Origin of the sequence: Oceanobacillus manasiensis (genome assembly GCF_000724085.1) — a bacterium.
GTDB classification, from domain to species: Bacteria; Bacillota; Bacilli; order Bacillales; family Amphibacillaceae; genus Oceanobacillus_B; species Oceanobacillus_B manasiensis.
The window spans coordinates 1,293,523-1,306,229 of the sequence record NZ_CCDL010000001.1 but is presented as its reverse complement, the minus strand read 5'-3'; the positions used below and the strand labels follow the sequence as shown (position 1 = coordinate 1,306,229).

Annotated in this window: 12 protein-coding genes; 3 read left to right on the top strand and 9 right to left on the bottom strand. The window is 35.5% G+C overall.

Annotated elements, in window-relative coordinates:
* Window positions 1-95: 95 nt before the first annotated feature.
* Both BN985_RS06545 and BN985_RS19195 read right to left on the bottom strand, forming a co-directional pair.
* Window positions 96-539, bottom strand: a complete 444-nt coding sequence (locus BN985_RS06545; protein WP_042221936.1) for a carboxymuconolactone decarboxylase family protein — start codon at window positions 537-539, stop codon at window positions 96-98.
* A gap of 202 nt (window positions 540-741) precedes the next feature.
* On the bottom strand, window positions 742-1,233 hold the full coding sequence (locus tag BN985_RS19195; protein ID WP_042221934.1) for a hypothetical protein: 492 nt from the start codon (window positions 1,231-1,233) through the stop codon (window positions 742-744).
* A 534-nt stretch (window positions 1,234-1,767) separates the two neighbouring features.
* Between BN985_RS19195 and BN985_RS06535 the strand changes: the two genes are divergently transcribed.
* Window positions 1,768-2,976 carry an MFS transporter gene (locus BN985_RS06535; protein ID WP_042221932.1) on the top strand — a complete coding sequence of 403 codons (1,209 nt, stop codon included), beginning with the start codon at window positions 1,768-1,770 and terminating at the stop codon, window positions 2,974-2,976.
* Window positions 2,977-3,229: 253 nt separating this feature from the next.
* Here the strand turns inward: BN985_RS06535 and BN985_RS06530 are convergent, their stop codons facing one another.
* Complete coding sequence (locus tag BN985_RS06530; protein WP_052360625.1) at window positions 3,230-3,736, bottom strand: lysozyme inhibitor LprI family protein; 507 nt, start codon at window positions 3,734-3,736, stop codon at window positions 3,230-3,232.
* Window positions 3,737-3,901: 165 nt separating this feature from the next.
* On the opposite strand from BN985_RS06530, the gene BN985_RS06525 reads away from it, so the two are divergent.
* Complete coding sequence (locus BN985_RS06525) at window positions 3,902-4,213, top strand: hypothetical protein (RefSeq protein WP_156960084.1); 312 nt, start codon at window positions 3,902-3,904, stop codon at window positions 4,211-4,213.
* Window positions 4,214-4,267: 54 nt separating this feature from the next.
* Here the strand turns inward: BN985_RS06525 and BN985_RS06520 are convergent, their stop codons facing one another.
* From BN985_RS06520 to BN985_RS06500, 5 genes are all read right to left on the bottom strand, one after another.
* Window positions 4,268-6,940 carry a glycoside hydrolase family 38 N-terminal domain-containing protein gene (locus BN985_RS06520; RefSeq protein WP_042221928.1) on the bottom strand — a complete coding sequence of 891 codons (2,673 nt, stop codon included), beginning with the start codon at window positions 6,938-6,940 and terminating at the stop codon, window positions 4,268-4,270.
* A gap of 133 nt (window positions 6,941-7,073) precedes the next feature.
* Complete coding sequence (locus BN985_RS06515; RefSeq protein WP_042221926.1) at window positions 7,074-8,150, bottom strand: PTS fructose transporter subunit IIC; 1,077 nt, start codon at window positions 8,148-8,150, stop codon at window positions 7,074-7,076.
* Between the two features lie 22 nt (window positions 8,151-8,172).
* The gene (locus tag BN985_RS06510) at window positions 8,173-8,493 is read right to left on the bottom strand and encodes a PTS fructose transporter subunit IIB (RefSeq protein WP_042221924.1); all 321 of its coding nucleotides are present in this window, start codon (window positions 8,491-8,493) and stop codon (window positions 8,173-8,175) included.
* A gap of 4 nt (window positions 8,494-8,497) precedes the next feature.
* On the bottom strand, window positions 8,498-8,980 hold the full coding sequence (locus BN985_RS06505) for a PTS sugar transporter subunit IIA (protein WP_042221922.1): 483 nt from the start codon (window positions 8,978-8,980) through the stop codon (window positions 8,498-8,500).
* A 103-nt stretch (window positions 8,981-9,083) separates the two neighbouring features.
* Entirely contained in the window at window positions 9,084-9,905 is an 822-nt protein-coding gene (locus BN985_RS06500; protein WP_042221921.1) for a MurR/RpiR family transcriptional regulator, read from the bottom strand.
* A gap of 352 nt (window positions 9,906-10,257) precedes the next feature.
* On the opposite strand from BN985_RS06500, the gene BN985_RS06495 reads away from it, so the two are divergent.
* On the top strand, window positions 10,258-11,220 hold the full coding sequence (locus tag BN985_RS06495) for a TRM11 family SAM-dependent methyltransferase (protein ID WP_042221919.1): 963 nt from the start codon (window positions 10,258-10,260) through the stop codon (window positions 11,218-11,220).
* 365 nt (window positions 11,221-11,585) lie between these two features.
* Here the strand turns inward: BN985_RS06495 and BN985_RS06485 are convergent, their stop codons facing one another.
* Entirely contained in the window at window positions 11,586-12,704 is a 1,119-nt protein-coding gene (locus BN985_RS06485) for a DgaE family pyridoxal phosphate-dependent ammonia lyase (RefSeq protein ID WP_042221916.1), read from the bottom strand.
* Window positions 12,705-12,707: the final 3 nt, after the last annotated feature.

Genomic DNA, 12,707 nt, shown 5'->3' with positions numbered 1-12,707 from the left:
AGGAGCAAATTTTACTTTTGCTCCTTTTATATGCCGGAGGTTTGTATTCAAGGATGTACCTTGAACAAATATCATAAGAAGTACTTTGAAAGAAACTATCTCTTAGTTGGTGTATTTCCCATTGCAATAGAGATCCTATTCAAATTGTTGATCTGATTAATAATGAGAACAAGGTCCACATATTGTTTCTCATCAAATTGCTCACGTACCCGATTATAAAGTTCTTCAGGAACTCCTTGGGTTGGGATTAACGTAATGTGCTCAGATAATTCTAATGCAACTCTCTCTTCAGGTGTATAGAAAGTACATTCCTTCCAAGCATTTAAACAATAGATTCTTTGCTCCGTTTCCCCCATTTTACGAGCATCAGCTGTATGCGTATCTATGCAAAAGGCACAACCGTTAATTTGGGAAACCCTGATTTTAATAAGTTCTCTTGTAGTACGACTAATGGAAGACTTTTTAGTGTATTTCTCCATATCCATCACAATCTTCATACCATCAGGTGCCGCATCATCGTAGGAAACCCTTTGACTCATATAGCACAACTCCCTTAACTTTGTTTAACCCATTATAACTTCATGCGAATGTTTGTTCCAATTTGCTGTTTGTATGGAAATTTAAATCAAGAAAAAATTCAAAAGCCCCCATCAGCATAATGATTGATGCTTTTAATTTATCCACGTTCTTTTTTACGACTAGTATTGTTAACTGATCAAACTAATCATCTTCATATGCAATTTATTTTGTTAGATCTTGAACTAATTTTCCATCTTTCCGATAATACCATTCTAAATATTCGTTGGGATCACCTTTAATGGTATAGCCAACGACAAAGTATTTTTCTTCGTAGTAGTTCATTTCGTCAATAAATTCTATCTCAAACGTTTCACCTTGAACTTTTTCTTCTATTACATCATACATTTCATTTTCTAATTTGTATTCCTGCAACTTCATAAAACCCAAAATTAGTAAAATAACTAAGCAGACTATTATTAATACCCAATGTCTAGTCCTTGTTTTGATGTTCTTTTTCTTGTTGTACCACGCTATTTCGATTATAGTTATCACCAAACCAAAGATTAAAAAGGGTACATAAATAGCGGTTATAGGAAACTCTAAAACATAAGATAGATATAAGCCAACTAAAAACAACAAAATGAACAGAAAAGTTTTTTCGAGTTTATACTTTTCTTCGTTAAATAAGAATTCAATTATTTTTGTCTTTATCAAAAACCCACTCCTTTTTTTCATTAAGTTAAGTTCTTATTAAACTCATCTCTCCTTATAGCAAGTGGGATTTCGTTAATAATAAATATCTTTCTTAGTTAGTTATAAGCCCAGTATTTAACAGTTTTATTTTACCATATATTTAAAATTTTTAAAAAACAAGCATTGAAATTATTGCAGTTAATAATATCCGGTTCCATTGCACCCTTTATAAAATAAAAATTATGATTCATGAAGCACAACTATTCTTTTTCCATTGTTATAAAAATATGAATATGGTATATTTTTCATCATATTAAAGCGTTTTAATAAGTGCTTATGCGGTGAACGTCATGAGGGTGATTGGAAAAAGGGGCTTTACATAGAAAGAATGGTACAAGAAAGAAACGATAAGGGGTGAGTCTTGAGAAATACTTTTGGTAGATTGCTAGTCCTGTTTGTCCAATTTTGTAAGCGCAGCCTCAACAACACTTCCTTTACAATGTACCCATTACAGAAAACGCAACAACAATTATAGTTTGGAGAAATGGAGTAAACATGACACTATTACTTTTGCTTGTTATTTATTTAGCTTTTATTAGTTTAGGATTACCTGATCCCTTATTAGGAGCTGCATGGCCCGTGATACAAGAGGATATAGGGGCTCCACTTGAGGCAGCAGGATACCTTTTTATGATCATTTCCGGTGGTACCATCGTTTCCAGTTTATTAAGTGGAAAGGTCATAAAACGATTTGGGACTGCGAAGGTTACCTTTGTTAGTGTTTTAATGACGGCAGGTGCTTTACTGGGCTTTTATTTCGCGCCGTCGCTTATTTGGCTGGTTGTATGTGCTATACCGCTTGGATTAGGAGCGGGCGCTGTAGATACAGCACTAAACAATTATGTTGCACTACATTATAAAGCACACCATATGAGTTGGTTACATAGTTTTTGGGGTGTGGGAGCAACCTTGGGACCAATTATCATGGCATCTTTCATTTCAGGACAACACGGTTGGAGAAATGGTTATCTAACCATTGCAGGAATCCAGTTCGCATTAGCAACTATCCTATTACTTTCCTTCCCATTGTGGAAAAAAGTAGCGCAAAACAGGAGTGTGACGCAAAATGAGGAAACAGAAGCAGACCAGGCTGAAGCTCAAGAAGACGCAAAACATGTAAAGCCCCTGCAAATAAAAGGTGTGAAGCTAGCATTGTTGTCCTTTCTGTTTTATTGTGGGGTGGAAACCACAGTGGGGCTTTGGGGAAGTAGTTTTCTCGTAGATGTCAAGGGTTTGTCAGCGGCAACTGCTGCTCAATGGGTTTCCCTTTATTGGGGTGGATTAACAGTTGGTAGATTTCTAACTGGCTTTGTCACATTTAAATTGAGTAGTCGTATGCTGATTCGAGTTGGCCAACTCACCGCATTAGTTGGTGCTGTACTTCTCGTACTGCCATTTCCAACTACATTCTCACTCGTAGGGTTTATCATGATTGGAATAGGTCTAGCACCAATTTTCCCATCTATGTTACATGAAACACCTACACGCTTTGGGAAGAAACATTCCCAGACTATTATGGGCTACCAAATGGCCCTAGCATATACAGGTAACACCTTTCTCCCACCTTTACTTGGTTTAATTGCATCTCATTCAACCATTGCAATCTTCCCGTTTTTTATTGTTTTATATAGTGTAGGGATGCTTCTATGCTCTGAGAAATTGAATACACTACTTCGTAAAAGGAATTTGAGAACGTCTAATTGATAGGAGAATGTGAGCAGTAGAAGTCGCGCGGGAACAACTGAAGTTCGCGTGATAGCTGCTGAAACTCGCGTGACAGCAACTAAAAGTCGTGCTGAGCATCGGCTTCAAAAAAGAGCACTCTCAAATGAGAGTGCTCTAACCATTACTTCATATACTCCTCAACTAATTCAGTGCATCGTTCTATCGTAAGGTCGTTAAGGACTGATCTATATACTAGGTGTTCTGCTGTGCCTCCCTCATATCCCAGGGATGCCTACTCTGCCGTGTTTTCGCGGTACTTGATCCATTCCCGTTGTTCCACTCTCAGCTGCTCCATTTCTTCTGAAGAAAGTTGATCTTCTAGAACTCCGTAAATTTCATTTATTAATCCGTCCCAAAGGTCATATAGATTTCCTTCCACACCTTTTAACTCGACTGTTATGCCATCTGCAGATTCTTCCCGCTGCTCATACGTTTCTTTTTTTACATTACTTAATTTCTGGCGGTATTCCTCCTTCCGGCTTACTAAAGTCGGGATAGTCGAGTCTTCTTCCTCTGTGATATTCACATTATCATTTGCTGCCTGCTCATCTACTGTTGTTTCTTTCCCCACTTCTTCCGTGGTACTTCCCTCCGCGTTGGCTTGAGTCGACTCATCTGAATTGGAATCAGACTCATTGTCTGTTGTAGAGCTAGACTCGGCAGAAGAGCTTTCACATGCTGCTAAAATGAGCAATCCTACTGATAAAATTCCAATTAGAAATCTACGCTTATGATTCATTAAAATCTACCTTTCTATGTATTCGATCTAAAATAGATTTTAAATAATTTAAAAAATTCTGCCATTTTATGAGATCGTTACAAAGTACTATCATGAAGAAACACATTTATAAGGAAATACTTCATTATTACATAACAGCCCCCTATAATATAAATAATTATTCAAATGAATATTGTTAGTGTCTTATTGAATTCGCTATTAATTAATTTGGAGATTATTGGTATTTTCTTATTGCTTGATATAGATTCAGAGGCTTTTACAGAGATTCTAGCAGGCGCCGAAGCTGTTATGAGGTTAATTAAATTATTTGTTGTAGGGAGTGCTGCTTACCAAGTTCTTCACCCAACTTTTATGCCAGCGTTGGACTTTCACCAACTAGCAACTAACAGCATGCGTTGGATCAAACTATACAAAAAAAGCTCACTACCTATTGGTAATGAGCGAATTCAAGTATTAGCAGGTTATAAAGTATTATGAGATTGGTAGCTTGCTAGAAACAAATAACTCTCTTTTTTCCTAGATGAACCAATCCTATTCCTTAAGAAACTTTAAACTAACTATTTCATTAGGCTTAATATTCGATACTTGTATCCTTCCAGTTCTGATCATCTCACCAGCTCCTTCATATTCTTCTCCTACATAATCAGATTTTTTCTCTTCATAAATTCGATCAGTGTCCATATGTTCTTCTAAAAGGTTTACTTCTGAATGTACATTGTATAGATTTTGGTTATATTGGAGTTCAATAGATTTTATTGGTTGATCAGTCATGTTTTTTATTCTCCAAATAATGCCATCCGAAAATTGACATTTCATAAGCGCGCTTGTACTTACTGAACTACTATTAGCAGAAAAAGTAGATAGTTCATCCGTTACATGGCCGGTATTACTCGGCTTGTGAATATAGTGACCAATTAGTCCATTTTGGAAGTCATCACTTGTCTTATAGATATCATCACATTGATTAAACAATAACATACGGAAGTTAAAGTTGTTCTCTCCCATCATAAGAGAGTCAGGTGTATGAATTTTCGCTCCAGACCTTCTTCCAGGCCTATATAATAAGTCTGTTTTCCCCATATAATCCATCGTTGTTAATAGGTGTACCTTTAAATCTTTTCCATTCTTTATTTCATAGCTTGGAATGCCTTTATTAAATACAGCAAGTTTTGAATTTTTGTCATACACATATCGTTGTGTTGAGTAGATAGGGTAATATAGTTCTTTCCATCCCTTTTCTAAAGAATTTGGCTCATCAACATAGTTCTCAGTTAGCACATCGCCAAAACTACCTTCCCGATAATGCATATTCTCTGAAAAATTAGGGATTTGTAAAGATAGTCTGTGGTTATAAGCAGTATTATCAACAAACATATTTACATCTATATACTCACTATCTTCCACAATTGTTAAAGTAATACGCACTTGTAATGGTATTTTTTCTTCACTTCTTTTTTCATGGTTTGTATATTTATTAATCATAAGAATTTGTGTTATCTGCATTTCAGCAGTATACGCATTAATCTTAGTTGTTTTTATTTCCGTTTTAGCATCTGTACTAGAAATACTTTCATCTTTTAGTGGGGGAGAAAAATCATAACTATCCCCTGCATTCCCCTCATCTATAATGCTTAAGAGATTGGTCATCTGCTTGTTTAAATTATGGTTTATATAATTAATTGTCCCATCTGGATTTGCTTGAATTTGGATTATATTATTTCCAATAGAATCATCCGTCACATGAATTGATGAATGTTGCTCGAAATTACGTCTCCTTTTTCCTTCTTGGAGATAGTACGTACGGTATCCAATTCCACCTACCTTCGCTTTAAACAATATCTTTGTTCTTGTTACATAATCATCTGGATTTTCTTTTAACCATAGACGATAATCTTTAAGATTAACAGTGGTCTCGCTGAGTATTTCATAAGCAATTTCATTCCCATAATTGTCTTCTAATGAGAATTTATCATACACATCAACTTCAACTTCTACAAATTCTTCACTACTATGCGAACTAAGGTTAAAAACAATTATTGGCCTTCGTTGAGTTGTATTTTGAAATCTAATTTTTTCTACTAAGTTGTTTACATTAGCCTTGTGTAAAGCTGAAATATTATCGTTTGCTTCACTGATTCGATGAAGCATATCAGAGTGCGTACTATCAACACATACAGAACAAATTGAGTCATGTGCATGATTTTCTATAATTCGTTTCCAGCAATGTGTGATAAGTTCTTGTTCATAACGTTGATCAAATGTATACCCAATCACACTCATAGGCTCCAGTAACTTTTCCATACGTGATTGAACATGATAATTTGCCTGTTTAATATCTGTTCTTGTCCCAGCAATAGAATTGTGAACTCGTTGTTTCTGAGCTTTTCTAAAGTCGCCTTTTAACTTCTTTAGTCCATGCTTATTTTCTTTTACTTTATTTATATAATCTTCTAATCCTACTAGCTTAAAATCATAATTTTTTTCGGAATACTGCTTATTTAATTTATTAAGTAATTTTGGCATGTATTTTTTAACTGTTGTTTGATCTGACCCAGCTAATAAAAGGATATTCTGATTATAAGAAGTATCTTGTAAATCGTTTAGATTTAATTGAATAAATTTATCGGTATGATCGAAGTCCTGTACCAATTGGGAACCATTATTATAACCTGACCAGAGTACGCTACAAAGAACTTGGTTCTCTGCTGTTCCTTCCCAAATAAATTCATTCGCATTAATTTCTTCTTTATTAAAACCTCTCATGGCAACAACGGTATCTATATTGAATTGATTTAGTATTTGGGGAATAAATCGTGATTGACCAAATGAATCAGGGAGATAACCAACATTCATTTTCGGTCCAAATTCTCTGGAAATCTGTTCCCCAATAAGAAGGTTTCGAAGTAATGATTCTCCACTTGGAAGAAATTCATCTGGTTGTACATACCAAGGGCCAATGGTAATTCTTTTATTCTGAATAAGTTCTTTAAGGCGTTGATGCATCTTTGGTTTAATTGACAAATAATCTTCGATGAGTGAAGTTTGCCCATCAAGCATAAATGTATGGAATTGGTCATCTTCTTCTAGAGTTTCGATTAAATTATCCATAAATTTAATTAGTCTCGTGCGATATTCATGAAAAGTTTTCTGCCATTCTCTATCCCAATGGGTGTGGTTAACAACATAAAAAGTTGTGGTATTCATTAGTAATCACTCCATACTTAATTTGTTAAATCTTGTTTGTTCAGGTGTTAACTATTATCCGATTTCTCTATCATTCATAAAAAGAAGGAGGAGCTAGCTTTTTAAAACCAGTCTCTCCACCTCTTTTTTATATTTAAATTGTAATTTCGAAATCTAGATCATCATCATTCTTTTCTTCACTAGAACTTGTTGGTTGTTTACGCTTTTTTAAAGTAATCTGCAATAGTACAGAGATACCTACACCTACAACGATAGATAATATAAACATAAATATGTTGCTAGCCATAGGAAGCCCAAAAATACCAGAAACGCCAGAAGTAGAAACTCCATATCCCATCATGATAGCTCCCCCAACTGCAGCGCCAATCATATTAGAACCAATAACTCTAATCGGGTCTTGAAAAGCATATGGTAAAGTAGCCTCTGTAATACCAACAATCCCCGATAAAATAGAAGGTGGAGCCATTTTAATCTCTTCATCACTAAATTTTGATTTAGCAATTAGTGCTGCTATGCCAACGGATAATGCCGGAACCATAATTCCTGGGAATACTGCGGCATTCACTACAAAGCCAATGCCGCTGGGATCATTCCATACAGCGAATACAAATGTAATAGCTATTTTATTAAGCGGGCCTCCCATATCAAATGCACACATTGCACTCAATATTGCACCTAGGAGAAATGCATACTGAGGTGCTTCAGATAATGTAATCAGATTATTAATAATAAATTCATTTAGTTCACCAATAGTCATTGCAACTGGATAAGTCATTAGCACATATACTATCCACCCGGTGATCACGGGAATAAACAATGTTTTCTTAATAGATTCAAGGAATTCAGGCACCTTAATTTTTTTAGAATAAGCAACTAAATATCCTGCTATAACACCAGCAACCATAGCACCCAAAAAACCACTAGCAGCAGTTCCTTCTATTAAAGGTTGAGATGCGATATAACCCCCTACAAATCCGGGCGCAATCGCAGCCTTATCACCGATTGCATAAGCAACATATGCTGCGAATATAGCTGGAATAAGATCCATAATAGTCCAAGCGAAACCATTTAAAGTATTAATTGCAACTGTATCTGGGTTTATATATTGCGTCCACATACCTGTAACAGCAATTGTCATACCAGCTATAACGATAAATGGGAGCATATAAGAAACACCAGTCATTAATGCTTGTTGTAATTTCTTCAACATAAAAACCTCTCCTCATTAAAAACTATTTTTGTGTATCCTTTAATTTTTCTTCTGTTTTACGAATTAGTGCTTCGGCACTTTTTATTGCTGTTGCAATAGGAATATTGACTTTCTTTATTGTTTCAAATCTCTCTTTCTTAGCTATTCCTACCTCAACTGCTAAGATTAAAATGTCTGCCTTTTTTACTTCTTCTTCCGTTATTTCGTTTTCAATACCTGTTGCGCCTTGTGTCTCTACTTTAATATTATGTCCAAGCTTAAGAGCAGCGTTCTCTAATGCTTTTTTCGCCATAAATGTATGAGCAACACCAGTTGGACAAGCCGTAATAGCAATTATATTCATCTCTTTACTCTCCTTCTTTTTTAAACATTTCTTTTATTAATTGCTTCATTTCATCTTCATTTCTGATTGTTGAAATTTTAGTTTGGTACGTTTCATCCATCAGATTATATGCCAATGTAGAGATTAAACGTAAATGTATATCAGATGAATCGTTGTCAGGCACCAAGATAACGAAAGCGTTTACAACCTTTTCATCATCTAGTGCTTCCCAATCTATTGGGTTAGCAAAATTATAAAATGCTAGGTAAGGTTCTTTAAGTCCATTTACTTTCCCATGCGGTATAGCTATGCCATTACCAAACCCTGTTGTACTTAGTCGCTCTCTTTCGTTGACTGCAGTTATTATGGAGTCTGCTAAATCTTGCACTTTCATTTTCTTAGATAGATCTTGAGCTATTTCTTTTATTAGGTTAACTTTTTCTGTACTACTATTTTCAAAGTTAAGGTTCACAAATGTTTCCACTCCCATTTCATATAGTTCACTCAAGATTGTTCCCCCCTCTTTTTTAATTAGTGCTTACAAAAAAAGTACCACACCGTTTGGCGTAGTACAATGGACCGAGATCTTTTTGAAACATTTGACACGATTTTTAATCCTCATTGATATATCTTATCGACCGTTGATACTTGTTCATATAGTCTTTATTTGCATCAATGAGACAACCTATTACAATATCGATCATTACATTTGTTATAAAAGATGGGTTAATCAGACTACTTAATTTTAGGTGAAGTGTGTTGGGAAGAACAATATAATTGTTGACTAATTTAATTATATTAGGATTGCCAAAGGAAGTGATCAAAAATGTATCAATTTTAAATTCTTTAGCAATGCTAAGTATATTAATGATATTGAAATTTTTAGAACTGTGAGTATTTAGGATTAATAAATCATCTTGGTTTAAATTTCCTAACAGCATTTTCATCTCTTCTACTGAATCAGTAGCCTCAGCTCGAATACCTAATCGTTTTAGTTGAGTTGCAAATAGTTGAGAGGACAGTGCCGAATGCCCTAAACCAAAAAGATAGATGTGATCCTTTTGCATGATAATATTAGCTAGTTTTTCAAATTCATCCATTGCACTGTACTTTGTGTAACGATTCAACAGCACACGATAATCATGAGTTAAATCATCCAATAAATTAGATATTTTTATTGTTTCTTCTTCATCTTCAACGAGCTCGGATCTAAGGCTATTTTTCAACTCTATAAAGCCGTCATAACCAAGCTTTGTGCAAAATCGTGCTAGACTTGATTTAGAAATATATAACTTATGAGCTAACTCTGTAATTTTCATTCTACTCACTTCTTGAGGGTGATTGACAATATAACGAGCAATTATTTCATCACTAGATGTTAATTTATCACTAAACTGATATACTCTCGCATTAAATGTATCTATATTACTCAAGATAACACCTCCCTCTATAAATTAGAATTCTATAATTACTCCGTTTTTCTCCCGTTCACTCCTAAATGAGAAAAAAGTTAGTATTTTCATCCTACAAACATCAAATTCATTTTATCACAAGAAAGTGAGTGTGTTGCAAACACATCTCTTAGGGTTTGCAAATCCCTATATTATACAAAACACAAATGTGAATATGTGACAAATCGATAATGCCGCCCTTTTGAATACGGCTTCGGTGCGACATCTTTACATAATATATTACTCTTTTTCGTTATAAAAGGATTATATAAGATATAATAGATTGAATAGTAATGGATTAATTCATGATCGAAGAAGGGCTAATACACAAAATATGACAAAACTTAACTCGCAAACATCCGAATACCTATACACCTACGCGCATGGTCTCGAAGAAAGGTCTCTCTGTGCATTAGAGCAAAGGGCATTCTTTGCACAAGAATCCGATAACCTGATAAAAAGCACTAGAAACATCGATCCAAGTAGGAGCCCGTTTATAAAGGGGAGGCTCTCGGTTCTTTTCTCAGGAAAATCAATTCAGACAATCGCTGAACAGGTTCCTCAAATCGAGCTTGGTGACCAAACCTTTAAGGTACTCTACATAAAAATAAATGACCTTTCCAATGAACAGAAAATAGACTTTGCAGAACAGCGGATTATTGAAAAAGAAATTGGCTGGAATATCATCGGAAAAGCTAAGATGAGAAATCCTGATGTCCTCTTCGGTATTGTACCGTTTAAAGGACAGTGGTACTTTGGCACATACGAGGAAAGCGAGTCCGTATGGCTTCATCATATGAAAAAACCTCAAGAATACTCGACAGCAATAAGCACACGTTTGGCCAGAGCTGTTGTAAATATCGCAGTTCCAGACCCATCAGGTGTCAGCGTGATTGATCCTTGCTGCGGAATAGGTACGGTACTTGTCGAAGCCCTCTCCATGGGAATCCAAATCGTTGGCTCTGACCGCAATCCCTTAGTAGTAAAAGGATCCAGGGAAAATATCACTTACTTTAACTATGAAGGATTAGTTGAAGTAAAAGATATTGCCGAGGTAGATGGCCATTATGATGTGGCAATCATTGATATGCCTTACAACATTGCTTCCCTAGCTACACCGGAAGAGCAGTTCGCTATTATCAAGCATGCTAGAAGAATAGCTGATAGAGTTGTGATTCTTACAATCGAAGACATGGATGAAGTGATTTTGATGGCCGGTTTTACAATAGTAGATAGATGCGCAGCACATAAAGGGTTAAAGGAGCTTTTCTCACGGCAGGTAATTGTTTGTGAATAGTGGAGGTTGAGACATTGAACTTTATTGATGAGAACCTAAATCAGTCAAGTCGTTCCTATCTTGTAATGCTTATTTCATACTATATATTATGAATAGATTCATAACCATCTCGTGTCAAAGGTAAGGTTTTAAATAAAGTCTTTTGACATATCGGTAAGTCAAGTAAAATATTCCTATTGCTAGGAGTATGATTAATGATGGCAGAGATTCTGTAGCCATCCAGGCCATCACATGTACAGGAGTTTCATGTGCAATAGCTATATCGTTGCTAGAACTCTCTTTTATCTATCCAAAAACCCCTTGTAAACGGAATGTTTACAAGGGGTTTTACATGCGTCCCATTCAGGCATTAAAGATGGCTACAATTATTTCTGTTGTTTAGTAGATTCTTCAACTATACTCTTTATTTTATTCGCTATCATTTTTTCTTGCCCCATTTTCAAATTACGTGGATCGATATCTAGTATTTCCTGTTGTTGCTTGTGATTCCGCAATACAATTGATGGATCATTTTCTTTTAGAGCTCGATATAATTCGTTAGCCGATATATTTATTTCATTTTCAATTACTTCTATACGGCCACGGTATATGTTTCGGCCTGCTTCATCTTGAATAATGGAATACCTTATACCTGGCGTTTCATCAACTATTTCCTTCATAACATCTAAAACTTTTATTTGCTCTTTTCGGGGCATAACTTTGTCTGGGTATTCAAGTAATGCTGCTGCCAAACCTGCCATTCCTTCTTTACCAATTTTCATCGTACGTGCAATTCCGTTATATTGTGCACGGCATGCTTCCATGTAAAATGATCGTCCGCAAATCATACCAGAAGTTGGGCCAGCCAGAGCTTTTGATCCACTATAAATTACAATATCAACACCCATAGAGATATATTTTTGAAAATCATATTCTGCTGCAGCATCGACTATCAAAGGTAAATCATTTTTATGCGCTATGTTAAGTAATTGTTTCATTGAAATCATACTATAGTTCTCTGTAGTATGAGATTTAACATACATAAGTGCCGCAGTCTGTGGTGTAATCGCCAATTCTATATCACGAATCGTAAGGGCCTCTTCTGTGCCGACCACAACTGGTACTCCGCCCCCAACAGCTATCATTTGTCGGATATCAGCACCAAAATTAATAATGTGCCCCCTTGGGATTAAGATTTCATTCTTTAATCCTTTTGAATGCGGCATATATGAGACTAGATCTTCTTTTCCTTCTGTAATAATAGCCGCGGTTGCGATTGAAATTCCCGCAGCCGCTCCCACTGTTGGACAGCCATCTTCTGCGCCGGTTACATCTGCAATTACGCCCCCAACAGCTATCATCATTTCATCTATATGAAAATAGTTTTGTAATGCATACCTAGCTGTTTCTGCCACCTCATCACTAACACCTGAAACACCCAGTTTAGTCATCTTTCCAGAAGCATTAATTACTTCTTTTAACTTTAACCTTTTATAAATATCCATTTT